The sequence below is a fragment of the Cryobacterium frigoriphilum genome, from assembly GCF_004403305.1.
GTDB lineage: Bacteria > Actinomycetota > Actinomycetes > Actinomycetales > Microbacteriaceae > Cryobacterium > Cryobacterium frigoriphilum.
Genome location: NZ_SOHE01000018.1, coordinates 36,989 through 62,041 on the forward strand (window position 1 = coordinate 36,989; position 25,053 = coordinate 62,041).

General features: G+C 67.0%; 18 protein-coding genes. 8 read left to right on the forward strand and 10 right to left on the reverse strand.

Going from position 1 to position 25,053, the window contains the following annotated elements; genetic code table 11:
- Positions 1-20: 20 nt before the first annotated feature.
- The 5 genes from E3T55_RS04405 to pflB all read right to left on the reverse strand — a co-directional run bounded on the left by E3T55_RS04405 (position 21) and on the right by pflB (position 9,112).
- Positions 21-2,276 (reverse strand): transglycosylase domain-containing protein, encoded by a 2,256-nt coding sequence (locus E3T55_RS04405; RefSeq protein ID WP_134518365.1) that lies wholly within the window; start codon positions 2,274-2,276, stop codon positions 21-23.
- 86 nt (positions 2,277-2,362) lie between these two features.
- Positions 2,363-3,817, reverse strand: a complete 1,455-nt coding sequence (locus tag E3T55_RS04410) for a flotillin family protein (RefSeq protein WP_166791670.1) — start codon at positions 3,815-3,817, stop codon at positions 2,363-2,365.
- 91 nt (positions 3,818-3,908) lie between these two features.
- Complete coding sequence (locus E3T55_RS04415) at positions 3,909-5,783, reverse strand: GGDEF domain-containing protein (RefSeq protein WP_134518367.1); 1,875 nt, start codon at positions 5,781-5,783, stop codon at positions 3,909-3,911.
- A gap of 126 nt (positions 5,784-5,909) precedes the next feature.
- Positions 5,910-6,821, reverse strand: a complete 912-nt coding sequence (gene pflA / locus E3T55_RS04420) for a pyruvate formate-lyase-activating protein (protein WP_241992864.1) — start codon at positions 6,819-6,821, stop codon at positions 5,910-5,912.
- A gap of 5 nt (positions 6,822-6,826) precedes the next feature.
- Positions 6,827-9,112, reverse strand: a complete 2,286-nt coding sequence (gene pflB, locus E3T55_RS04425; protein WP_241992865.1) for a formate C-acetyltransferase — start codon at positions 9,110-9,112, stop codon at positions 6,827-6,829.
- A gap of 190 nt (positions 9,113-9,302) precedes the next feature.
- On the opposite strand from pflB, the gene E3T55_RS04430 reads away from it, so the two are divergent.
- Positions 9,303-10,172: a TIGR00645 family protein gene (locus tag E3T55_RS04430; RefSeq protein ID WP_241992866.1), complete on the forward strand. Its 870-nt coding sequence runs from the start codon at positions 9,303-9,305 to the stop codon at positions 10,170-10,172.
- 76 nt (positions 10,173-10,248) lie between these two features.
- Here the strand turns inward: E3T55_RS04430 and E3T55_RS04435 are convergent, their stop codons facing one another.
- Both E3T55_RS04435 and E3T55_RS04440 read right to left on the reverse strand, forming a co-directional pair.
- Positions 10,249-12,078 carry an AMP-binding protein gene (locus E3T55_RS04435; protein WP_134518368.1) on the reverse strand — a complete coding sequence of 610 codons (1,830 nt, stop codon included), beginning with the start codon at positions 12,076-12,078 and terminating at the stop codon, positions 10,249-10,251.
- Between the two features lie 151 nt (positions 12,079-12,229).
- A complete protein-coding gene (locus E3T55_RS04440) occupies positions 12,230-13,060 on the reverse strand; it encodes an SDR family NAD(P)-dependent oxidoreductase (protein ID WP_134518369.1) in 831 nt (276 codons plus the stop codon).
- Between the two features lie 135 nt (positions 13,061-13,195).
- Here E3T55_RS04440 and E3T55_RS04445 point away from each other — a divergent pair, with 135 nt between their 5' ends.
- Positions 13,196-14,491, forward strand: a complete 1,296-nt coding sequence (locus E3T55_RS04445; protein WP_134518370.1) for an Acg family FMN-binding oxidoreductase — start codon at positions 13,196-13,198, stop codon at positions 14,489-14,491.
- Between the two features lie 215 nt (positions 14,492-14,706).
- Positions 14,707-15,696 (forward strand): cytochrome b/b6 domain-containing protein, encoded by a 990-nt coding sequence (locus E3T55_RS04450; RefSeq protein WP_420897969.1) that lies wholly within the window; start codon positions 14,707-14,709, stop codon positions 15,694-15,696.
- A gap of 87 nt (positions 15,697-15,783) precedes the next feature.
- On the opposite strand, the gene E3T55_RS04455 is transcribed toward E3T55_RS04450, so the two are convergent.
- Entirely contained in the window at positions 15,784-16,017 is a 234-nt protein-coding gene (locus tag E3T55_RS04455; protein WP_134518371.1) for a ketohydroxyglutarate aldolase, read from the reverse strand.
- A 57-nt stretch (positions 16,018-16,074) separates the two neighbouring features.
- Positions 16,075-17,424, reverse strand: a complete 1,350-nt coding sequence (locus E3T55_RS04460) for a S8 family serine peptidase (protein WP_134518372.1) — start codon at positions 17,422-17,424, stop codon at positions 16,075-16,077.
- A gap of 153 nt (positions 17,425-17,577) precedes the next feature.
- Between E3T55_RS04460 and E3T55_RS04465 the strand changes: the two genes are divergently transcribed.
- Together E3T55_RS04465 and E3T55_RS04470 are read left to right on the forward strand one after the other, a co-directional pair.
- Positions 17,578-19,299 carry a gluzincin family metallopeptidase gene (locus tag E3T55_RS04465; RefSeq protein WP_134518373.1) on the forward strand — a complete coding sequence of 574 codons (1,722 nt, stop codon included), beginning with the start codon at positions 17,578-17,580 and terminating at the stop codon, positions 19,297-19,299.
- Positions 19,300-19,671: 372 nt separating this feature from the next.
- Positions 19,672-21,183: an HNH endonuclease signature motif containing protein gene (locus tag E3T55_RS04470; RefSeq protein WP_134518374.1), complete on the forward strand. Its 1,512-nt coding sequence runs from the start codon at positions 19,672-19,674 to the stop codon at positions 21,181-21,183.
- A gap of 73 nt (positions 21,184-21,256) precedes the next feature.
- Here the strand turns inward: E3T55_RS04470 and E3T55_RS04475 are convergent, their stop codons facing one another.
- The gene (locus E3T55_RS04475) at positions 21,257-22,213 is read right to left on the reverse strand and encodes a caspase family protein (RefSeq protein WP_134518375.1); all 957 of its coding nucleotides are present in this window, start codon (positions 22,211-22,213) and stop codon (positions 21,257-21,259) included.
- A 160-nt stretch (positions 22,214-22,373) separates the two neighbouring features.
- Between E3T55_RS04475 and E3T55_RS04480 the strand changes: the two genes are divergently transcribed.
- The 3 genes from E3T55_RS04480 to E3T55_RS04490 all read left to right on the forward strand — a co-directional run bounded on the left by E3T55_RS04480 (position 22,374) and on the right by E3T55_RS04490 (position 24,977).
- On the forward strand, positions 22,374-23,102 hold the full coding sequence (locus E3T55_RS04480) for an AfsR/SARP family transcriptional regulator (RefSeq protein ID WP_166791671.1): 729 nt from the start codon (positions 22,374-22,376) through the stop codon (positions 23,100-23,102).
- Between the two features lie 83 nt (positions 23,103-23,185).
- On the forward strand, positions 23,186-23,422 hold the full coding sequence (tatA, locus tag E3T55_RS04485; RefSeq protein ID WP_134518377.1) for a twin-arginine translocase TatA/TatE family subunit: 237 nt from the start codon (positions 23,186-23,188) through the stop codon (positions 23,420-23,422).
- Between the two features lie 73 nt (positions 23,423-23,495).
- Positions 23,496-24,977: a maltokinase N-terminal cap-like domain-containing protein gene (locus tag E3T55_RS04490; protein WP_134518378.1), complete on the forward strand. Its 1,482-nt coding sequence runs from the start codon at positions 23,496-23,498 to the stop codon at positions 24,975-24,977.
- The last annotated feature ends 76 nt before the right edge of the window (positions 24,978-25,053 follow it).

Consider the following 25,053-nt stretch of genomic DNA (forward strand, 5'->3'; position numbering starts at 1 on the left):
ATCCGGTTTCCGTGCGCGAACTACTGGGTCGGCGGCGTCTCTGGGGCGGGCGGGGCGGGCGGCGGCGCGACCGGAGCCTGGGGCCGCCGCGGTACCGTGCGCACGGGCGGAGGCGGGGCGGCCTCGACGAAGGCATCGCCACCGTACTTGGCGTTGGCGACGCTCATCACGGCCGGCCACATGCGGTGCCGGGCCGTCGCGACCTGCCCCCCGGCAAATTGCAGGCGGCGCTGGTTGACGGCCCCGGTGAGGCTCACCACCGCAACGACCGTCGCGACCTTGCTGCTGGCTCCGCTCATCCAGGTGTCCTTGGCGCCGTCGGTGGTGCCGGTCTTGCCGATCAGGGGAACGGATGGCTTCGCCGCGCTGTTCGATTGGCGTCCGGTGCCATCGGTCATCACCCGGCGCATGGCATAGGCCATGCTCGCCGTGACCGCCGGTTCCACTGACTGCACACACTCGGACTGCGGCACCGGCAGCTCGGCACCGTCCGGCCCGGTGATGCGGTCGATCGCGATGGGCGAGCAGGTCGTGCCGTTGTTCGCGATGCCGGCGAAAGCGACCGCCATGCTCAGGGGCGCCACCTCGTTGGTGCCGATCACCGTCGCGGCGCTCTGCAGCAGGGGGGTGCCGTCGGCGCGGTGCACTCCGAAGGATTCGGCGGTCTGACGGATGCCGCAGAGATCGATCTTCTTGGCCATGCCGATGAACCCGGTGTTGATGGAACCGATCGTCGACTGCAGGGCGCTGTAGTTGCCGCCGCTCTCGTTCGCGTCGTTGCGCGGGTTCCAGTTCTGCCGGTCGTAGTTCTGCGGACCGAGACAGCTGTCTTTAAAGGTGCCCCAGTTCGACTTGCGCCGGGAGTCGACCCGCTCGTTGAGGGAGTGCCCCTCTTTCAACCATTCGGCGAGAGTGAAGACCTTGTAGGTCGACCCCGGCTGAAAACCACGCGAGCCACCTTCGGCGAAGTCGGTGTTGTAGTTGATGCTCGTGTAGTTGGCGCCCGTCGCCTGAACGGCCGGATCCTGGCTGTAGTCCTTGTTCTGCGTCATCACGAGCACCCGGCCGGTGCCGACCTGCACGCTCGAGATGACGGCGCCGACGTCACCGGCCGCGTACGTCTTGGGTACCTCCGCGTTCATTGTGGCGACCGCGGCGCCCTGCAGGTCGAGGTCGAGGGTCGTGTACACGTTGTACCCGCCGCGCCGGAAGGTCATCAGGCGGGAGGCCGCATCCTCGCCGAAGGCCGGGTCGTTCCGCAGCTTCTGGGTGACGTAGTCGCAGAAGAAGGCGTTGTCGCCGGCGGTTTGGCAGCCGGTGCTCGGTTCCGTGATGACGGGTTCGATCGGGGCCGCACTGGCCGCCGCGTGGTCGGCCTCGGTGATCTTGCCGTATTTCAGCATCTCGCCGAGGAGGTAATCACGCCGCTGCCGATTGGTGGCGTAGCCGTTCGCGGCCCCGTTCGTCTCGCTGTTCGGCCGGTCAAGCTGAAATTTCACCGGGTTGTTAACGATCGCCACGAGGCTCGCCGCCTGCGGCAGGCTCAGCGCCGCCGCGGTGGTGTTGAAGTAGTAGTTCGCGGCGGCCTCGATGCCGTAGACGGTGCCGCCGAAACCGGCGATGTTCAGGTACTGCCGCAGAATGTCATCCTTGGCATACTTCTTCTCGAGTCCGATCGCGAGCCGCATCTCCTTGAGCTTGCGGTCGGGGGTGGTCTCGGTGGCGGCGAGATAGCAGGCGTCGTGTTCGACCGGATCGACGATGATTTCGCACTTCTGCACGAGCACATTTTTCACGTACTGCTGCGTGATCGAGGATCCCCCCTGGGTGACGCCCCCGGCGACGGTGCTGAGGGTGGCCCGCACGGTGCCCTGCAGGTCGACGCCAGCGTGCTCGTAGAACCGGGGATCTTCACCGGCCACGGCGGCGTCCTTCACGAACTGGCTGATGGCGTCGAAGGCGACCTCGACCCGGTTCTGGTCGTAGAACGAGGCCAGGAGCACCGGTGTGCCGTCGGTCTGCGTCGCGTAGATGTTGCTCTTTTGCGACAGGGGTTCGATCGAGACGTACCCGGGCAGGTTTTCGAAGGCATTGATCGTGCTGCTGACGGCGACCCCCGAGACGGCGAGCACGGGAGTGACGGCCACACTGGCCAGAATGCCGGCGGCGACACTCATGGCGACGAAGCCGAGGAACCCACCGAGCACACCATGGCCGGTGCGTCGGTGGGTCTCGGCGAACGTGTAAGGCTCGAACACCTTGGTGGTCATTGTCATCCCCCGCGCCTTCGCCCTCGAACACCGTGTTCGGGGTCGATGACTTATGCAACAACACCGCGGGGGCTAAAGCTAGGGGTTGAAAGTTACGATCTGCTGTCGGAACTTTCCGGAGCAACGACGGGAACGCCGGCCGGAACACCGTCCGCAACATCGTTCGGAAGGCCCGTGGCAACGGCATCCTTCGCGAGGGCGCTCGCGACGCCGCCGCCGAGCAGTCCGCCGAGCAGGTCCTTGATGCCCACCCCCATGGTCGAGCTCAACACGGCGTCTACCTCGGTGAAGCCCGCGGCGACGTTCTTCGAGAGCTGGCTGGCGCCATCCGTCGAAATGACCGTGAGCTGGTCGATGTTGCCCATTGGCGCAGCCAGCTCGTGAGCGATCTTCGGCAGCATCTCGACGAGGCGCAGCTGAATGAGGGCCTCGGACTGCTGGGCGACGGCCTCGGCCGAGAGCCGGGTTGCGGTGGCTTCCGCGGTACCGCGGGCGAGAATCGCGTCGGCCTCGGCCTGACCCTCGGCGCGAATGGCGTCGGCGTAGGCGACGCGGCTGTCGCGGTCGGCGTTGGCGGCGGCGACGGATGCCTCGGCAGCGGCGATCGCGGTCACGCGAATCCGGTAGGCATCCGCGTCGGCAATGGCGTTGACCTCGGACTCGAGCTCGGCCTTACGCAGGCTGGCCCGGCGCTGGGCGGTGAGTTCCTGCTCCTGCACGATGGCCTGCTGGGCCTTCGCCTCGGCGAGCGGCTTCGACGCGGCGGCCTCGGCAGCTGCCTTGTCGGTGTCGAGCTGCAGGGCTGCCTTGCGCAGGGCGAGGGTGTTCTGTGCTTCTGCGATGGCCTGCTCGGCGGCGATCAGGGCTTCCTGCGATTCGCGGTTGGCGAAGTGCTCGGCCACCTCGGCCTGACGGCGCACCTTGGCCTGCTCGGCACGGCCGATGTCACGAATGTAATCGTTCTCGTCGGTGATGCCCTTGATTTCGAAGGAGTCGACGTCGAGGCCCTGGTTGGCGAGGGACTCGCGGGCTGTGGCGAGAACGGCGCTGCCGAGCTCGTCGCGCTTCTGGATGACGGTCATCACGTCGGTCGCGCCGATCGAGGACCTCAGCGAACCGCTCAGCACCTCCTGGGCGAAGCCGTCGATGTTCTTGTCCTGGCCGAGAAAACGCTGCGCGGCAGCCCGGATCGACTTCGGGGAATCGCCGACCTTGACGATGGCGACGGCCTCGACCGAGAGGGTGATGCCGTTGCGGTCCTGCGCGACCGCGGTGATCTCGATCGCGCGGCTGCGCAGGCTGATCTTGAAGGCCTTCTGAAAGAACGGGGTGATGAACACGCCCTGGCCGTGTACGACGCGCTGGCCTGACTCTTCGAGGGTCGCCCCGTCGACGATGGTCTTGCGGCTCTTCTTACCGGTGATGATGAGGGCCTCGTCGGGCCCCGCGTTCTTGTAGATCGTGCGGGCGTAGACGAGAACGACCACCGCGATGATGACGACGGTGACAATGATCCCGGGAATCGGGCCGAACAAGAAGTCGAGCATGGGGTCCTTCCGGTGCTGTGGCTGATGCCCGCCCAGTCTCGCAGAGGCCGGCGACCGGCACGAATCTCGAGCACCGGGCCACAACGCCGATCTACAAGACCGAACGGTCCAGCCGCTCTGGCAGCACGGCGAGCGGGGTGCGTACCGGGTCTTTGACCAGGTACATGGCCCGGTCGGCTTCGCGCAGCAGCAGTTCGGGTTCATCCCCACCAACCCCGAACGCGATACCGATGCTCACCCCGACGCTCACGGTGACCGGTGAGAGTTGCCCGGCATCGGGCAGATCGGGCAAATCGGGCAGGTCGTGCGGGTCTGGCAGATCGGGCAGGTCGATGGGCTGCCTGATCAGGTCGCTGATCTTCGCCGCGATCAGGGCAACGTCGTCGAGGCCCGCCACATCGGGGCACACCACGACGAACTCGTCGCCGCCGATGCGCGCGACCGTGTCGGTGCTGCGCGCACCGTGCGACAGCCGGGTGGCGACCTCGGAGAGCACCGCATCGCCGACATGGTGCCCGAGCGTGTCATTGATGATCTTGAAGCGATCCAGATCGAGAAAGAGCACGCCAACTCCCCGCCCGTGCCGCCCCGCATTCAGCAACGCCTGGTCGAGTCGGTCCAGGAGCAGGATGCGATTGGGCAGACCGGTCAGCGCGTCATGAAAGGCGAGGTGCTCAATCCGCGCCTCAATCTGACGCAGGGCCGTGATGTCGGTGACGCTCGCCAGATGTCCGGTGATCACGAAGTTCTGCGACGAGTCGTCGACCTCCGAACCGTTGAGGGGGGTGGTGCTCACCTGCACCCAGCTCTCCTCCCCATCCGGTCGACGAAACCGCAGGGTTGCCTCATAGCTGCCGCCCTGCTCGACGCAGGCGGTCCAGTCGCGAACGACACGTTCGACATCGTCGGGGTGAATTGCTTTTGCCCAGCCGCCGCCGAGCGACTCTTGCACGGTCATGCCGCTGAGGGACATCCAGGTGTCGTTCGCCGCCAGCAGGCCTCCGTCGGCATCGAGCTGCACGAAGCCGACGGGAGCCACCCGAATGAGTGCGTGCAGGGTCTCCGCGGACTCAGCCAATTCCCGCGTGCGCTCACTGACCGTCGACTCGAGGGTGCGGTTCACCTCGGCGAGTTGCTCGTCGCTGGCATCACGCAGGTGATCGAGTTCGCGCAGCCGCAGAGCCGCCAGCCAGCTGACCCCGCAACCGAGAACGGTCATGCTGATCACGAGCATCCCGGTTCCGAACGCGGTGGTGTACATCCCTTCGCGTTCGCCCCAGAGGCGCAGCCAGCCCACCAGAAACGGTACGAGAAGAAAGAAGGGAAAGGCGCCGCGCAGCAGGGTTCCGGCGCTGCCCTGATCGCGCAGCAGCCCGATGAGTCCGTCTCTCGGTCGTTGCGCCATGATCGCCAGCGACAGGATCAGCAAGCTGGCGCCGGTGTGGGGCGCCATGCTGGTGGTTCCCGCGACGGTGTACAACGAGGAGACGCTATAGGCGAAGCCGACGAGAGCGATCTGGCTGATCCCGAGGCCGACCATCGACAACATGAGGGCCAGCGTCGTGTGCCGGCGATACCCGATCAGGGCGACGGATGCCCCCAAGAAGATCAGCGCCGCGGCCGTGCCGGGGGCCATGATGAGCGAGTGCCCGCCCAGGTCAACGGTGCCGAGGTCGATTCCGGGCAGCAGGGTGGCCACACCCAGAGAGGCGGCGAAGGCATATTCGAGCAGGGTCAGCGTGCCGAGCACCGCGACCAGGCAGCCGAGCACGCCCGCGGCAATGGGGCGATTCAGAAGGAGCACGGCGGCGGCCAACAACAGCAGGCAGAGGGCCGTCGTCGGTCTCATGGCCCCGAATCCGGGAATCAGGTTGGTGAGCCGGCTTAGGCCGACGTACCATCCGACCAGCGCCAGGGCACCGACGACGACCACGATCAGGGCCCCGATTCGCGCGCTCACAACCATGGTGCTCCGACTCCCGAGAGGCTCCGGAGCCGATCGTTCCCCTAAGGCTAAGTCGAACCGGGGGACGAATCAATGTATTTTCCTTGGTTTCGTAAGTCCCCCGGTTGGGGGCCGTACCGTTCCCCGCTAAAAGACGGTCAGCCCGTGCGCTAGAAACTGGGCCCGCACGCGGTCCTGCAGCGCTGCATCCGGTGGCGTCACGCCGTGCAGCGGGTACGGGATGCTGAGCCGGTTCCACTTGTCCTCGCCCATCTGGTGAAAGGGCAGTACCTCCACGCGCGCCACGTTGGGCCAGCGGGCGACGATCCGGGCGACGGCCTCCACGTTGTCGACGGCGTCGGTGAGGCCCGGCACGAGCACGAAGCGCACCCACACCGCGATGCCGCGTTCGGCAAGTCGGTCACCGAACGCGATCGTCGGGGCGAGCTCACGCCCGGTGACCTCGCGGTAGGTGTCGGGTAGGCCCGACTTCACGTCGAGCAGCACGAGGTCGACGTTGTCGAGCAGTTTGTCGGAGGCACTCGCCCCGAGGTAGCCGGAGGTGTCGAGGGTCGTGTGGATTCCGCGGCCGTGCAGCTCGGCGAACAGGCGTGTGACGAACGCGGGCTGCATCAGCGGCTCGCCGCCCGATACCGTCACACCGCCCTTCGTGGCCGTGAACACGCCCTCATACCGGCGGATGCGGGTGAGGATGTCCTCGATGTCGGTCACGGTGCCGTCGCGCAGCTTCCAGGTGTCCGGGTTGTGGCAGTACTGGCAGCGCAGCAGGCACCCCGACAGAAACAGGGTGAGGCGGGTACCCGGCCCGTCCACAGCGGTCACGAGCTCCCAGGAGTGCAGGCTCGCGACCGAACCCGACCGGATCGCGGCCATCTCGGCGTGGTGGGCCGCCGTCTGGTCGGGCGCCGCAGCATCCGATAGCGCAGCATCCGACACCGCGACATTCGACACCGCGACGGTACCGGCGTCGAGGGCGACGACGGCGCACTCCTGGCTCGGAAAATCCGCGCTCGGCATCCCGAGCATGACAGCCGGCACGGGCGTCAGACGCTGCCGTGGAACGTGCGGCTGATGACGTCGAGCTGCTGTTCGCGGGTCAGCCGGATGAAGTTGACCGCGTAACCCGACACTCGGATGGTGAGCTGCGGATAGTTCTCCGGGTGTTCCATGGCGTCTTCGAGGGTCTCCCGATTGAGCACGTTGATGTTCAGGTGGTAGCCGTGTGAGAGCGTGTACGCGTCGATCAGGCCGACCAGGTTGGTCACCTGCTCCTCCGGCGTGTGGCCGAGACCGGCCGGCACGACCGTGTTGGTGAGCGAGATGCCGTCCTGGGCCTCGGCGTACGGAATCTTCGCGACGCTCAGCGCGGAGATGAGCATGCCGTGAGTGTCGCGGCCGTTCATCGGGTTCGCGCCCGGGGCGAACGGGGCGCCGGCGCGGCGACCGTCGGGGGTGTTGCCGGTCTTCTTGCCGTAGACGACGTTCGACGTGATCGTCAGCACCGACTGGGTGTGCACCGCGTTCCGGTAGGTCGGGTGCTTGCGGATCATGCCCATGAAGGTCTCGACGATGAGCACGGCGATGGAGTCGACCCGGTCATCGTCGTTGCCGAACGCCGGGTACTCGCCCTCGATCGTGTAGTCGGTGACGAGGCCGGTCGTATCGCGCACCGGGCGCACGGTGGCGTACTTGATGGCGGAGAGCGAGTCGGCGGACACGCTGAGGCCGGCGATACCGCAGGCCATGGTGCGCAGAATGTCGCCGTCATGCAGGGCCATCTCGAGGCGCTCGTAGGCGTACTTGTCGTGCATGTAGTGGATGCAGTTGAGCGCGTCGACGTAGGTCTCCGCGAGCCATTCGAGGGTGCCGAGGTAGGCATTCCAGACGGTGTCGTAGTCCAACACATCGCCGACCAGCGGCACGGTCTCGGGGGCGATCTGCTCGCCGGTGATCTCGTCACGGCCACCGTTGATGGCGTAGAGCAGGGCCTTGACGGTGTTGACGCGGGCTCCGAAGAACTGCATCTGCTTGCCGACCCGCATCGGGGACACGCAGCAGGCGATCGCCGCGTCGTCACCCCAGGCGTCGCGAATCAGGTCGTCTGACTCGTACTGAATGGCCGAGGTGTCGATCGAGACCTGCGCGCAGAAGCGCTTGAAGCCCGCGGGCAGGGCATCGCTCCAGAGCACGGTCAGGTTCGGCTCGGGGGCCGGGCCCAGGTTGTAGAGGGTCTGCAGAAAACGAAAAGCAGTCTTGGTGACCAGCGCCCGGCCGTCGAGGCCGATGCCACCCATCGACTCGGTCACCCAGGTCGGGTCGCCGGAGAAGAGTTCGTCATATTCGGGGGTGCGCAGAAAGCGCACGATGCGCAGCTTGATGACGAGGTCGTCGATGAGCTCTTGGGCGGCTTCCTCGGTGAGGATGCCGGCGGTCAGATCCCGTTCGATGTACGCGTCGAGGAATGCGGTGTTGCGGCCGAACGACATGGCGGCACCGTTTTGTTCCTTGACCGCGCCGAGGTAGGCGAAGTACAGCCACTGAATCGCCTCGGTCGCGGTTTCGGCCGGGCGAGAGATGTCGAAGCCGTAGGACACGGCCATCTGCACGAGTTCTTTGAGCGCCTTGATCTGCTCCGAGTTCTCTTCTCTGGCGCGGATGATCTCTTCGGTGGAGGGCTGCATGTCGAGTCCGACCCGCTCGCGCTTCTTGCCGGCGATGAGCGCGGTCACACCGTACAGGGCCACGCGGCGGTAGTCGCCGATGATACGGCCGCGGCCGTAGGCATCCGGCAGTCCGGTGATCAGGTGGCTGTGGCGGGCGCGTTTGACGGCCGGCGGGTAGACGTCGAAGACGCCGTCGTTGTGGGTCTTGCGGTACTTCGTGAAGATGGTTTCCAGTTCCGGTGAGACCGGGTAGCCATAGGTTTCGAGGCTCGTCGCGACCATGCGCCAGCCGCCGAAGGGCATGATGGCGCGCTTGAGCGGGGCATCCGTCTGCAGGCCCACGATGATCTCGTTCGGGCGGTCGATGTAGCCGGGGGCGTGCGCGGTGATCGAGGCGGGGGTGGTCGCGTCGACGTCGTAGACGCCCTTGCGCTGTTCCTCGGGGAACATGGCGCTGAGTTTCGCCCAGACGCCGGTCGTGCGCGCGGTGGCGCCGGCGAGAAAGCCTGCGTCGCCGAGGTAGGGCGTGTAGTTGCGCTGGATGAAGTCGCGCACGTCGATGCCGTCCTGCCACGGTCCGGAGACGAAGCCCGCCCAGCCGAGCGGTTCGGCGTGGAACGGTGCCGCCTGTTGGCCTGCGCTGCGGGTGCCTTCGGTCATGGTCATAGGGTCGCTCTCCTCGTGGGATCGTGATGAAAGAATCGAGACGCGCGCGTGATAGACGGAGCGTCTACCTTGACGCTACGCCGACGGATGCGACAGCGCCCGGGTCTTTCGGCCCCACTTCCAGAGGCCAGAGGTGGGGCAGTTCCACGCTGGAGGGTATTTCACAACAAGGGCACCCTAAGGTTGCCCAGTGACTGAAGCCCCCTCAAATTCCCCGCGCCCGTTCCGCCCGCAATCCGGTTGGGTTCGCGGCGTCGGCCTCATGATTTTCTTCAGCCGCTGGCTGCAGGCCCCGCTCTACCTCGGCCTGATCGTGGCGCAGATCATCTACGTGATCGTGTTCATGGTCGAGCTCGTCAGCCTCGGCGGCGACGTCTGGCACTCGCTGACCGTGCCGGACGAAGACGGTGCCATCCACGTCGAAGAAGCCGCGATCATGCTCTCCGTGCTGGGCCTGATCGACGTCGTCATGATCGCGAACCTGCTGATCATGGTCATCATCGGCGGCTACGAGACGTTCGTCTCACGCATCCGCATCGACGGCCACCCCGACCAGCCCGAGTGGCTCTCACACGTGAACGCGAACGTGCTCAAGGTCAAGCTCGCCATGGCGATCGTGGGCATCTCGTCGATTCACCTGCTCAAGACGTTCATTGAGGTCGGCGATCTGGCCGCCCGCGGAACCCCGGTAGAGACCAACCCGACCGAGACCATCACGGGCAACTTCTACACCTGGGACGGCGTGCTCTGGCAGGTCGTCATTCACATGGTGTTCATTCTCTCGGCCATCGCGCTGGCCTGGATCGACCGCATCTCGCAGAGCGCGGCCCACGGTCCGGCCAAGCCGTCGACGATCACGGCGTCGCCGGCCGGCCCGGCCTTCTCCCCCGCCGCGCCGGCGTCGCTCGAATCGGCTCCGACCGGCACACCGATGGCCCTCACCGCCATTGACCACTCGGCCGGCAGCCAGCTGCTGCAGCTCGGCCGGCTGCGCGACGCCGGGGTCGTCACCGACGACGAGTTCCAGGCCAAGAAGACCGAGCTGCTCGCCCGCTTCTAGAATTCCCGACGCCGAACCGTGAGTTGAGCATCGGTTTCCGCTGGCAACGGATGTTCAACTCACGGTTCGGCGTCGGCTACCTGGCTTCGGGATGCTTGAGTTCGGGATGCTTGAGCTCGGGATGCTTGAGCTCGGGGTGTTTGAGTTCGGGGAACTGGTCGTCGCGCCACTCCTGGGGCAGGGGCATTCCCTGCTCGGCGGCCACGTTCTCACGGGCCCGCAGCTCGACACGGCGAATCTTGCCCGAGCTGGTCTTGGGCAGCGGCGCGAACTCGACCCGGCGCACCCGCATGTACGGCGGCAGGCCCACCCGGGCGTGGTGCAGCACGGCGAGGGCCGTCTCGCGGGTCGGCTCCCAGCCGGCCGCGAGCTGCACGTACGCCTTGGCGATGTTCAGACGCGTGGCATCCGGTGCCGGCACCACGGCCGCCTCGGCGACGGCGGGGTGCTCGAGCAACACGCTCTCCACCTCGAACGGCGACACCTTGTAGTCGGAGGATTTGAACACGTCGTCGGTGCGACCGATGAAGGTGAGGTAGCCGTTGGACTCACGGCGGGCGACATCTCCGGTGCGAAAATAGCCGTCGCGGGTGGCGCGCGCGGTGAGCTCGGGGTCTCCGTGATAACCGGTCATCACATTCACCGAGCGCTCAGACAGGGCGAGGCAGATCTCGCCCTCGTCGGCGACCTCGCCCGTGATCGGGTCGAGCAGTTCGATACTGACGCCGGGCAGCGGCAGCCCCATCGAGCCGGCAAGCAGCTCGGATCCGGGCGCGTTGCCGACGATCGCGGTGGTTTCGGTCTGGCCGTAGCCGTCTCGAATGGTGAGGTCCCAGGCACGATCGATCTGCGCGATCACCTCGGGGTTCAGCGGTTCGCCGGCCGACAGCAGCTCGCGCAGGGCCGCCGGCTTGCTGCCGACGTCGGACTGGATCAGCATGCGCCAGACCGTCGGCGGCGCGCAGAACGTGGTGACCTTCGCGCGGTGAAGCTGGGCGGTGAGGGCCGCCGGGTCGAAGCGGGAATAGTTGTAGACGAACACCGTCGCTTCGGCGATCCATGGCGAAAAGAAGCAGCTCCAGGCATGCTTGCCCCAGCCGGGCGAGCTGATGGCGAGCTGCACGTCGCCCGGCATGAGGCCCAGCCAGTACATCGTCGACAGGTGTCCGACCGGGTACGAGGTCTGCGAGTGCAGCACCATCTTGGGTTTGCTCGTGGTGCCCGACGTGAAGTAGATCAGTGACGGGTCTTCAGAGGCGACCGTGACACCGAGATCTGTCGGGCTGACCGCGGCGGAGGCGGCGTAGTCGAGCCATCCGTCTGCCGGCACTGCCGCGGATGCGGCGGCGGCCTGTCCGACGCTGATGCGCGTGTAATTCCCGGCGATGTCAGCAAACTTGTGTGCGTCGGCGGCGTTGGCGATGACGTGTTGCACGCCGCCGCGGGCCACCCGGTCGGCGAGGTCGCCGGAATCGAGCATCTCGGAGGTCGGCATGATGACCGCGCCGACCTTCATGATGGCGAGCATCGACTCCCAGATCTCGATCTGGTTGCCGAGCATGAGCATCACGTGGTCGCCGCGGCCGACGCCGTTCTGCTGCAGCCAGGTGGCGACCCGGTCGGAGCGGAGCAACATGTCGGCGAAACTGATCTTCTGCTCGCGGCCGTCTTCCTCGACGATCCAGAGTGCGATGCGGTCATTGCCCGCGGCGATCACGTCGAACCAGTCGGTGGCCCAATTGAAGGTGGGGCCCACATCGGGCCACTCAAAGTCGGCGGCGGCCTGGGCGTGGTCGGCGCGCAGCGCAAGCAGCTGGTCGCGGGCGGCGCGGTAGGCGGTGGTGGCTCGTGATGGTGTCGCGGTGCTCTGCGTCGGCAACTCTGCCGGGTATTCCGAATCAGTCATAGCTTTGATTCTCTCAAAATTCATATGCCCTCGCGGGCACGGATGTCGACAGACCGCGCTTTCTGCGGTCGAAATCCAGGGCAGGGCCGCTCCCAGACGACCGTGACGCACCTCATCGTCGCCGTGGCGCAGCCGCGCCGCTGTAGCCGGGTCAGAGTACCGGCGCGGCGACGAGGTCCAGACTGCGATCCCAGAGTTCGCGAGCGAGGGCGCTGTCGGCTGCCTGCTTGTGCGCCTTCGCGACGCGACGCTTGTCGTAGTATTCCCCCGACACCCAGTCCACGCCGGGCGTCGTCGTGGCGAGCCAGACGAGAGTGTCGGCGCCCTGTTCCGGCGTCTTCAGAAAGCGCTTGAGCCAACTGGTATAGACGAGGCGCATGACACTCGTCGACCCGGCCGCGAAGCCGGTCGCGACGCCGCCCGGGTGGAAGGCGGCCGTCGACAGCCCCTGCTCGTGAAAACGGCGATGCAGTTCGGTCGTGAACAGAATATTGGCGAGCTTCGCGTCGCCGTAGGCCTTGTTGGCCGAGTAGCCGCTCGTTGCGTTGAGGTCGCCGATCACGAGGTTGCCGAGCAGCGAATTAGCGGCGCTCGAGGTGTTGATGACGCTCGCGCGACTCTGCAGGAGCCGGTCCATGAGCAGGTTGGTCAGCAGGAACGGGGCGAGGTGGTTGACCTGAAAGGTCTTCTCGTTACCGTCGACCGTGGTCTGGCGCTCCCCCATGATGCCGCCGGCATTGTTGGCGAGCACGTCGATGCGCGGGTAGCGCTCGAGCAGCGTCGCGGCGAGCGATCGCACCTCCGACAGGTCGGCGAAGTCGGCCACGAAGAAGTCCGCCCCGAGTTCATCGGCGACCTGACGGGTCTTGGTGGCTGAACGCCCGACGATCACGACGCGGTCGCCCCGGCGGCTCAGGTTGCGGGCCGCGGCCGCGCCAATGCCGTCGCTCGCGCCGGTGATCACAATGGTTCGTTTCGACATGCGAGCTCTTTCCTTAGCGTGGGCGGGCAACGCTACCCCACGTACCCGGTCGCTGGCTGGGCCGGTACATCCGCTTTTGCGCGGGACGTTGTGCCCTATACGCCGTGTTCCGTGCCGCCAGATGATGGAAGCATCATGACCCAGCGCATCCTCGATCAACCCGCACCTCTTCCGCAGACCCCGACGACACAGGCCCCAGCCACACGGATCAGAAGCGGCAAGCGGCACCGGATGCGCCGCCTCACACTGATCGTCTCGGGTTGCGTTGTCGGAGTGGTCGCGATTCTGCTCGTGGCCGTGCTCACCGTGGGTGGCCTCTTCGTCACACCGAAGTACCTCGAGCCGTGGGCCGCCGATTATGCGGCACAGTTCGACGACCCCCGGGTGCAGCTCGCCGCTTACGGCCTGCTCGCCCCCAACAGCCACAACATGCAGCCGTGGATCATCGAGCTTGACCCAGCCGACGTCGACGCGTTCTCGCTCTATGTCGACGCCGACCGCCTGACCCCCGCCGTCGACCCGCTGTCCCGCCAGATACTGGTCTCCCAGGGCGCCTTTCTTCAGTACCTGGTTGTCGGTGCGGCGCACCTCGGCATTGACGTGGCGATTGAGCTTTTTCCGGACGGCGAGTATGACGAAGCCGATCTGGCTGCGAGCATGACGACTCGTGCGGTGGCCAGAATCGTGCTGAACCCTGCGGCGGCGGGCACCGAGACCGCGGCAGGCGCCATGGCCGCTGACTTCGACTCTCTCTTTCTCTCTGACACGAACCGCAGCCCCTACAGCGACGAGTCGTTGACCAGGGCGCAGGTAAGCTCGCTCGCCGCCACGGCCGATGCATCCGTCGCCCGTCTTGATCTCGTCACCGAGGCCGCCGACGTGGCCACACTCGGTGCCTTCGGCGTGCGGGGCAGCACCATCGAATCGGGCAATGCGGATGTCGCCGCCGAGTCCGCCGGCCTGTTCCGCGCGAACGAGGCCGAGAAAAACAACGAGCGGTACGGTTTCGCTGTGGAGGGACAGGGTACGTCGGGCTTCATGAAATACCTCATGCAGGGCGCGCTCACGATGATTCCGAGCATCAACAGCGCACAGAGTTCGGCCGACCGCGACGTGGCCATGGCCACGGCGGCCGCCGCGGCGACGCCCGCCTACGCGCTGATCAGCACCCAGGCAAACAGCCGCACCGAACAGGTTGAGGCGGGCATGCTCTACGGCGCCCTCAGCCTGCGGGCCCGCAGCCTGGGCCTCGTGATGCAGCCCATCAGCCAGGTGCTCGAGGAGTATCCGATGATGGCCGAGCCGTATGCCGGGATTCACGCCGCGTACGCCCCGAACGGGGCGACCGTGCAGATGCTCGTGCGCGTCGGCACGGCCACAACCGACTACCCCGTCACGATGCGCCGGGGCGTCGAGTCGCTGCTGCGCTGAGCGAACTGCTGCGCTGCGCAGACTGCTGCGCTGCGCAGACTGCTGCGCTGCGCGAACTGCCGGGCCGATTGTTACGCCCGAATTTGTCACGGTCATCAGACCCCGGGCGAAAACGTCGTGACCGCTAGGCTGCAAAGCAGTCTGGAAACTTTCCCTCACACGCGCGACACCGCACGCAGGAACAAGGTCATGAGAGCACTCGTTCGGGTCCGCCGATGACGCAGCGACCCACGATGGAGCGCCCGATGGCCAGCACGGATTCCGGCTCCGCGATTGCCCCGACACACCGGTGGCTCAGACTGCTCTGGATCGTCCCGGCCGCTCTCGTGCTGTTTGCCGGCGTCGTGCTGGCGGCGCGCGGCATCCGCTCTCTGCCAGAGGTTCAGTCGTTTCTGGCCGTGTATCCCGGCACGACGACCCTGCCGGACTCGGCCCCGGTGGGGATTCCCGCGTGGCTGGCCTGGCAGCACGGACTGAACGCATTCTTTCTGTTCTTCATCATTCGGACCGGCTGGCAGATTCGCCGCACCGGTCGTCCGACCAGTTTTTGGAAGCGCACGAACACCGGCCTGTTGCGCACGAAACGACCGCCGACCAGAATCGGTCTGAACGTGTGGCTGCACCTCGGCTGGGACACGCTGTGGGTGCTGAACGGGGTGTTGTTCTACGTGTTGCTGTTCGCGACCGGGCAGTGGCTGCGGCTCGTGCCGGTGACCTGGAGCATCGTTCCGAACGCAGCGTCGGCGGCGCTGCAGTACGCGTCGCTCGACTGGCCGATGGAGAACGGCTGGATTAACTACAACGCGCTCCAGACCATCAGCTACTTTCTGGTCGTGTTCGTGGCCGCCCCGCTGGCCCTGCTGACGGGGCTGCGCCTCTCGCCGTCATGGACGTCCCGACGGATGAGCGCGCTGTTTCCGATCCGAGTCGCCCGCGCCCTTCACGTCGCCGTGATGCTCTTTTTCGTCGCCTTCATCAGCGTGCACGTTTTTCTGGTGTTCACGACGGGAGCCCTGCGCAACCTCAATCACATGTATGCGGCTCAAGACGGCGAGGGTTGGCACGGCTTCGCGATCTTCGCCGGGGCGCTCGTCGTGACGATCGTGGTCTGGGCCGCGGCCAGACCACGGGTCGTGCGCGCGATCGCGGCCCTGACCGGCACGATCACCGACCGCCCCGCCCCGCCCCCACAGCCCGCCCCATAGCGCCGCGAGAGCGGGTGAATCGTCGGTGTGACGTGGTCACAGCGACGATTCACCCGCTCTCGCGGGAACTGGGTGGGGCGGGGTGGGCTACTGGATGTCGGAGTCCGGGGGTTCGAGCCGCACGGTTCGGTCGGCGGTGACGGATGCCACGCCCTCGACCTCCTGCACGGCCGCCAGATCTTGCGGCCGCACACTGCCCGTGATGATGCCGACCTCGCCCAGCACGGCATCGACCGCCATGCCGCTGGCACGCAGCCGCTCGGCCACGCGCTCGAGGTCGTCAGCGTGCCCGTCGTCGACGACGACACTGACATTCAGCATGGTGACACCCTCCTTGGTCGCACCGCCCGTTTCATTCGCACCGCCCGTTGCGCGCGGCTAACGTGAATCATCGTCCGACGATACGCTGCGCGAGCCGCGCTGCGGTGCCAGGCCGAGGCCCGATCCCACGTCGACGGAGGGGGCAAGCAGCCGCTGGCCCTCCTGCACGAGGGTGGCCCACAGTTCGCGACCTCGAAAACCGGTCGCCTCCGCCCAGAGCGCCGCGAGGCCGGCGATGTGCGGCGTGGCCATGCTCGTACCGCTGATCGTGTTGTATTTCGCCGGCATCAGCCACGAGGACAGCACCCGGAATCCCGGACCCGCAATGTCCACCTGTCCCCCGCGTATCGCCAGGGTACGGGCCGAGAAGTTGGCGACGTCCAGGGACTGTTCCAGGGCGGCCACCGCGAGAATGTGCGGGCTGTTCGCAGGTGCGCCCACAAAGCCAAAGTTGCCCTGTGACCGCGCGGCGTTGTTGCCGGCGGCAGCGATGATCAGCGATCCCTTGTTGAGGGCACGACGACCCGCCGCGGTGTATGGCGGATGCACCTGCGACACGTTGGCGCCGAGCGACATCGAAATGATCGGCACCTTGTTGGCGACCGCCCAGTTGATGCCGGCGATGATGCCGCCGTCACTGCCAGATCCGGCATTGCTGAGCACCTTTCCGACGAAGATTTCGGCGCCATAGGCTATTCCGTAGCGCGGACCGCTCGCCGGGGCGTTGGTTCCCGTCGAGGTACCGATGCAGTGGGTGCCGTGGCCGTGGCCGTCCTGCGCCTGCTCGTTCGGAATGAACGACTGCGTCGTAATCTGGCGCCCCGCGAAGTCGGGGTGGGTCGAGTCGAACCCGGTGTCGAGCACCGCGACCCGAATTCCCCGGCCCGACCACGGCGACGACGGCACGTCGGTCGCCTGCAGACCCCAGGTGAACTGAGGCGTGTCCTGGAAAGCGAGCGGGTTCGCGCCGAACCCGCTGCGGGTCCCAGTCTGCAAGCCGGCCTGCTGCATGTCCTGTTCCTGTGAGCCCTGGCCGGGCGAGGTCTGGGTGCCCTGCCGCTTCAGGATGTGGTGCACGAGTTCGGGTGAAATCGACTGGATGGTTCCGCGATCCTCGGCCGAGTGCGCAAAGCTGCGCGCCTGCCCCCGGTCGGCTGTCACCACGGCGATGCCGAGCTCCGAGAATATGGTGGCGTCGGCGTTCTCGACCTCGAGCGGGTCAACCGATTGGTCGGTGAAGTCACGGGAATTCGCGACGTTCCCGAGGCCCGCGTTGCGCAGGGTGGCCGTGGGGTCTCCCTCGCTTTCGTCGAAGACGACGATGAAGCGTCCGGTCGTCTCCAGCACATCGCTGCCGGGGGGCAGTCCGGTTCCGCGGGCGAAGTTCTCTGATCCGGGCTCAATCATGGTGGTGCTCCTTTCGCTGCTACATGGGCGTGCTCACCTGGGCGCGTTGTCACATGCGGTGCCAGCTTGGCGAGCGACCCGTTACGGAGGCGTTATCCCGGTGTTATCGCCGCACACCTTGACAGCGAAGCCCGGCAGGACCACGGTTTTCCCGTGCCCACCGAAAGCGACCTGATTACCCTCACCGCCCTGGCCGAGGGGCCCAACACCTCCGGCCCGAACGGTGCGCTGCTGACCCGCGTGCGGGTACCGGTCGAGCGCATCACCCTTGACGCGCACTCTGCGGCCACCATGCTCAGCGCCCGCTTCGCGATCTCGGTGAACGGCACCGCCCCGCAGCACCGCCGCCGCCCTGCCCTCGCCGACCTCGCCGACCCGCGGCCCCCGTGGGGCTGCGTCGACCGCGCACCATCGCCGCACCGAGTCGACCTGCTCGCCGACCGTCGTTTTCTGGCCCAGCACGTCTACGCGGTGGCCGCCTCGACGCTGTTCGTCTTCGAATCCACGCTGGGGCGGCGGATGGGCTGGGCCGGCGGCAAACGCCTCTCCATTTTCGCCTACGACCAGGTCGCCGCGAGCGATTCGGGGTACGACCGTGACGAGCGAAGCATCCGCTTGGGGCACTACGCCGACGATCAGGGCCCGGGCCGGGTGCCGTTGGCTCTGTTCCGAGACGTTGTCGCCCACGAAGTGACACACGCGATTATCGACGGCTACCGGCCGCGGTGGGCCGACGCCCACGCGGGAATCGACGCGCTGGCGCTGCACGAGGCCATCGCCGATCTGGTCGCGATCCTGTCGGTGTTCGCCGCCGACGAACGCGTCGAACAGCTGCTCGCCGGCGTGGTGCCGCCCGTGGCCGACCAGGCCGCACTCGTCGGCATCACGACCGAGCTGCTGCGTGGCCGCCTCTTCGGGTTCGGCGACGGCCTCGCCAGCCACACCGCCGCCCACTCCTCCGCCCGCTCCGCCGCCTCCCGCTACGGCCTCGCCGGCCGCAATAGCCTCACCGACGAGATCCCCGATGACTGGCGCACCCTGCCGAGCCCGCACGCCCGCAGCCAGGCGGTTGTGCACGCGCTGCTGGCCGTGGTTGTGCGGCTCTGGGTGGAACGCATCGATCGACCCGGCGGGCGAGCCAGCCTCGTGCAGGTCGCCTCCGCCGGCGCGATCGTCGGCCGCCGAGTCCTGACGATGCTCGTGCGCGGCCTGGGCTACCTGCCGCCCGTCGACACGACCTGGGAAGACCTGCTGCACGGAATTCTCGCGGCCGACGAGCAGCTGGTGCCCGGCGACGACAACCACTACCGCGACGCCGTCGTTGAAGCCTTCGCAGCCATCGGAGTGCGACGGGCAACGCCCGTCGACGTGGCAGCCCTGGCGCCGCAGCTGCGCTATCCGATTCGCCTCGCCGCCCTCGGCAGCGACCCCGAAGAGGTGCTGCGCCTGATTTGGGAGAATCCGGCCCTGATCGAAGCGGCCGGACTCGATCCGGCCCGCTCGATCACCGTCGACCGGGTGCGGCCCAGCGTGCGGGTCAGTCCCGATGGCTTCGTCGTCTCGGAGATCGGCGCCTCCTTCACCCAGGAGTTTCTGCTCGACCGAGCCGAGGCCCGCAGGGCGGGACTGCCCGCCGCCGGACCAGTACTGATTCGCCGCGGCGGTCTGCTGCGCTTCGACGAGGGTGGCCGCCTCAGTTTTGCCGCCTTCGCGCCGACGGTGCCAACTGCTCGAAATGCATCGACTGCATCGACTGCACGGACCGCATCGATAGCGCCGCCGGTTCGCCGGCGCGCCACCCGTGAGGTAGCGGATGCCGCCGACGCCCCACAGACCACTGGAACGGCGTTCCACCAAGCGATGGAACGCCGTTAACCACCGCGAAACAGGCGCTCAGGCGGGTTCCCGCATTCCTGACGGGTTCGTCTGGCGCCGCTGACTACTGACGCATGAGGTTGCGCGACAGCGCCCCGAGTGCGCGCTCTGAACGGCTGTCGCGACCCAGGCGACTCGGCGACCCCCACGTTCCGGCGGGGATAGGCCCGACCTCCGCCTGGGTGTGGAGTGTCGGTTGGTGGTGAGAGGCTCGGGTTGAAAAGATGCGTTTCAGACTCCGACCGTGGGAGCTGGTGCAGCACGATCAACCGGCCGAACAGGCCGCTACTCGGGGTGTCGATAAATACCAGAGTCAGAAAAAGTTCTTGAGTTTCTCTGGTATTTGTCTTCATTCAGGAGTAAACTGAGAATATGTCACAGACACTCCCGTCGGACACAGATGCCGACCACAATCCGGTTTCACGCCTCGCCCACATCACCGAGCAACTCGCCGACGCTCTCGAAGGGCTCGTCTTCCCGCTGGTCGCCGATGACGAGTCCCTCGCCCTTCTTGATGGGCTCGAGCAGCTCGGCCGCCGCGTCGATGGTGCCCGCGTTGCCTCAACAGCGGATGTTGCCCGCCGTGCTGACGTCGAGTACGACGGCGGCACCGACACCCTGTCTGAGCGCATGGGGTGCACGGGCAAGCTCGACCTGATCATGAGTGTCACCCACGTGTCAGTGCGGGAAGTGAAGCGACGCATCAGCCTCGGAGCGCTGACCGGTGTGCGGCCTGAGGTGGGACAGTTGCGACCGGCGGTGTTTCCCACCGTGAGTGCGGCACTGGCTGCCGGGGAGATTGGCGTGGACTCGGCCGAGATCATCGTGAAAGGCTTGCAGGAGGTGATCCGGCAGGCCGACCCCTCGGATCTGCACCTCGCCGAACGAGTGCTCGTCGCCAATGCGACGGGTGCCCTCAACGACGACACCGAGGGTCTCCCCGGTGCCGGTATCGCGTTGCCGGCCGATCGGATGCGAGTGCTGGTACATGAGTGGCAGGCCCGACTCGACCCCGACGGCATCGCACCCCAGGAAGAGGCCCGGGAGGCCAAGAGCAGCATCAGCTTCGGCTCATTCGAACGAGGCCTGTACCGAATCTTCGGCGGCGTCACCCCCGACCTGCGCGGCGAGTTCGAGACGTATTTCGCGTCGCGGCTGTCGGCGCGGGCGACGGCGACGGCGACGGTGAAGTTTCTGCCCACCGCCGGACAGACCGACATGGCCGGGACCGACGGGTCCGACGGGTCAGAAGGGCCAGACGGGTCCGAGGTCGTGCCTGACACCGACGCCGTTGATATCGACCGTCGCCCCGCCGGGGAAAAGCGGGCCGACATTCTGCGCGACATGGTCCGTGAAGCCGCCCGCGACCCCAAAGCCGGAGTGATGGGCGGCTCCGCCCCCACCGTCACGGTGCACGTCAACGCGGTCGATCTCAACGCCGGCCGCGGCGTCGGCTGGATCGACGGAGTCGAAGCCCCGGTCTCACTCACGACCGTCGACCAGGCCCTCTGCAGCGGCGGATTCATCCCCATCCTGTTCGGCCCGAACAATGAGGTCCTCCGAGTTGGCGATAAACGGCGGGCGTTCTCCCCGGCGATGACGAAAGCGATCATGTCTCGCGATGGCGGCTGCATCATCTCCGGTTGCGACATCCCGGCGTACTGGACCGAACTGCACCACGTGAAAAGCTACGCCCAGGGCGGCAAAACCGAAGTCGCCAACGGGGTGTGCCTCTGTTATCGACATCACCACGCCATCGACACCTCGGGTTGGCAGATCCGCATGACCCACGGAAGGCCCGAAGTACTCGGCCCGGCCTGGATTGATCCGAGCCAAACGTGGCGGCCCGCCCAAAACCACCGCGCCAACCGCCCCGTGAACTAGCAGCCGTCTACTCAGGCCTTCGACAACTCTTTACTCAGGCCTTCGGCAGCTCTTTACCGCTCACGAGAACAGGCTAGTTGCGGTCGTCGCGGGCCGGCTTGTCCGTTCGCACGGGCCCCAGCGTGCGTACCGGCCTCTCCGCTCGCACGGGTGCCGGGGACCCGGCGCGGGCGAACGGGCTGCCCCACGGCATCCGCTTTCCGGCGGCCGGGGCTTCGAGCTGAGCCCGCTGCGTGAACTTCTCGGCCCGCAAATCCGTGTTCACCTGCGTGAGGATGTCGGCACGGGTGAGGTAGGGATTGGCGAGCAGGGCCTGAATCAGAAAGTGGGTGAAAGCTCCACTGTACCGACCGCCAAAGTTGGCGTCGGCCGCGGTCTGGTTGGAGCGACAGGCTGCGAACAGGGCCGGGTGCCCGGCTCCCTGCTCGCCGGTGTCGCCGGTGTCGGTCGCCGCGCGCACCAGATCACGGAACGACCGCGAGTTGGCGGCCTCGGCGCGTTCGACCGCGACCGGCGTCGGTGGCGGCACGAACCGCGGGCGCCGACTGGGCAACAGATCGATCGCACGCAGCCCCGTGCCGCTGTGGCAGGTGTCGAGGATCACGTCAAGCAGCGCATTCTCGGGCAGCAGCGCGAACAGGTCGTGCAGCTCATCGTCGACAATGAGCGTCGTCGGGTCCCAGTTATCGCCCGACTGGCGCATGTCGTAGGTCACGAAAGCTTCGTCGACGCTGTCCGATTCGTCGGCGTTCGAGTCGGGCACCTGGGTACCGTGGCTGGAAAAGGAGAACACCAGCTGGGTCGCCTCGCCCGTGCGCACGCGGCCCATCGCATCGGTCAGGGCCCCCATCACCGCCGATTTGGTGGCGGCCGAATCGGTGAGCCGGGTGATGTCTGTGTCGCTGAACCCATAGTGACGGGTAAGCAGCGACACGATGTCGTCGGCGTCATTGACGCAGCCGTTGAGCCAGCTGTGGGTGGGGAGGTTTTCGAACTCGTTGATTCCGACACACACGGCGAGACTGGTCATGATTTCCTCTCGATGCCGAGGTTCTCGATTCGCTGTCGGTCTCGACACCGACGTTCTCGACACGGACATTGTCGACCCCGACGAGCACATTGACAAGGCACCGAGACCTCGCCACCATGTCAGCATGGGAGCGCGACAGGCACCGGCTTGGAATTTGACTGTGCTCGGCTGTTGGCAATTACGGCGGAATGAGCAGGCCGTAGAGGTTGGAGCGCGGCAGAAACGCCTGATCTCCGCCCTCGCCCTGTTGGGGGCTCGTTCGCGTCACGTCGTGGCGGGGCTGCTCTGGCCCGACAGCAGCGAGGTTCAGGCCGCGGGCAACCTGCGCGCGAGCCTGTTTCGCATCGCGCATGACCTGCCGGCCCTCGTGCGGCCGTGCGATCCTCTGCAGCTGGAACCCACGGTGATCGTTGACCTGCACGCGGTGCGTCACCTCATCGACGAGATCACGGATGCCGCGGCCCGCCCCGCCGCACACCTCGCCGTGCCCGGCGACGCGGCCGAGGTGTTGCGCGCGGCTGATCTGCTGCCGGGTTGGTATGAGGACTGGGTGCTGCGCGAGCAGGACCGGTTGCAGCAGCAACGCATCGAAGCGCTCGAGGCCCTCGCCCGCCACCATCTGCGGCACAGCGATCTCGGCCCGGCCATCGGAGCCGCCAGGGCGGCTACGGCCATCGACCCGCTGCGGGAGAGCGCACAACTCATCCTGGTGCGCGGCCACCTCGCGGAAGACAACCACGCCTCGGCGCTGCGGGCCTATCGGGAGTTTCGGCGCAGCCTGGGCAGCGAACTCGGGGTGGAACCCTCGCCGCGGTTCGCCGAGTTGCTCGGCAACGACCTGCACGCCAGCGACCGGTCAGCCAGCGACCTGATGCCGCTGCCACGCTGAGTCTCCTCCCACACTGGCCGGGTACACTGGCGAATGATTTCGGCTGGACCGTGCCGAAACCGTAGACCCGAGGAGCCCCGTTCATGCTCAGCAATCTCACCGGATGGCACTTCATCGTCATCCTCTTCATCGTGCTGCTGCTCTTCGGCGCGCCCAAGCTTCCGGCCCTGGCTCGCAGCCTGGGCCAGTCGATGAAGATCTTCAAGTCTGAGATTCGCAGCGACCCGCCCGCGTCCGATCCCGCGAACTCGGCGAACTCGGCGAACTCGGCGAACCCCGCAGACCCCGCGAAGCCGACGGACAAGCCCACCACATTGTGACGCCCTAGTCCGGCTCTCGTCACCACCTGCCGGTAACCTCCTGCTGGCCACCGGCCTCGCGTACCATGTGGGCATGACCGTCAACGGCACGTCTGCACATGCCCTGCCGCCCTACCTCAATGAGTGGGTGGCTCGGCAACGCTGGTTCGCGAGCAAAGGGACGGTTCCGGTGCTGCAGAGCATCGGCGAATGGTCGTTGCCCACGTCGGTGCCGGGCGTGCGCATCCGTACCTCTCTGGTGTACGACTCGTCGGCGCCGAGCGAGGGAGCGGGCCCGGAACGCACGCTCTACCAGCTACCGCTGACCGAGCGCACCAGCCCCCTTCCCGGAGCAGAGTCCGCCCTGATCAATTCCGGCACCATCGGCTCCGGCACCATCGGCTCCGGCACCCTCGACCCCGGCACCCCCGACGCCGGCACCGGTTACGTCTACGACGCTCCGCACGATCCGGCCTACACGGAGGCCCTGCTGGGCCTCATGCTGCGGGGCGAAGTCTCCCCCGTGGCCGACGACCGCCAGGCCGACGCGGCCGGTCAGTGCGAACCCGGTGCCACCGCCCACTCCGTGACCGGCAGCCGGGTGTTGCGCGGCGAGCAGTCAAACACCTCGATCATTTACGATCTGACGGATGCCGCGGGCCTCCCGGCAGCGCCCGTCATCTGCAAGGTCTTCCGCGCCCTGCACGCCGGCGAGAACCCCGACGTGGCGGTGCAGACGGCGCTCGCCCGCGGCGGATCCGACCTCGTACCGCAGCCGATCGGCAACATCAGCGGCCATTGGATCGACATCGACGACGAGAGAGTCAGCGGCCACCTCGCCTTCGCGCAGGAGTTTCTGCCGGGCGTCGAGGACGCCTGGCGCACCGCCCTCACCGCGGCCGAGGCCGGCACCGACTTCAGCGCCCAGGCCCGCAGCCTCGGCGCCGCCACCGCGAAGGTGCACTTCGACCTGGCCCGAGTGATGCCGAGCCTGGCCGTCACCCCCGAGATCAGTGCGGCCACGATCACCGGAATGCGGCAACGCTACCGGGCCGCGGTGCGCGAGGTTCCGCAGCTGGCCGAGCATGCCGCATCCGTCGACCGCATTTTCGACCGAGCGCAGACCGCCGAGTGGCCGGCGCTGCAGCGCATCCACGGTGACTATCATCTGGGCCAAGTGCTCAACGTGCCCGGGCGCGGCTGGGCGCTCGTCGACTTCGAGGGTGAACCGCTGAAACCCCTGAGCGAGCGGGTGCGACCGGATGTTGCCCTGCGCGACGTGGCCGGAATGCTGCGCTCGTTCGCCTACGCGGCGAGCACGATCGCCATGGACTATGCCGATCACGACCCGGCCGCCATCGCACACTGGGCATCGGAGTGCCGCACAGCGTTTCTCGAGGGATACGCCGCGGCGAGCGGGCAGGACCTGCTGGCTCGCGGCGCCCTGCTCGACGCGTTTGAACTCGACAAGGCCGTCTACGAGACGGTCTACGAGACCCGCAACCGGCCGGCCTGGCTGCCGATTCCGCTCGCTGCGGTGCGTGCCCTGTGCGCGGCCGCGGGGCCCGTCTCGTAGCTCCCGGCCCGCTCGGTTCTGGGTCGCCGTGTCGATACGTGACAGCTGTGAGGCCGCGACCCCGCTATAGCAGGAT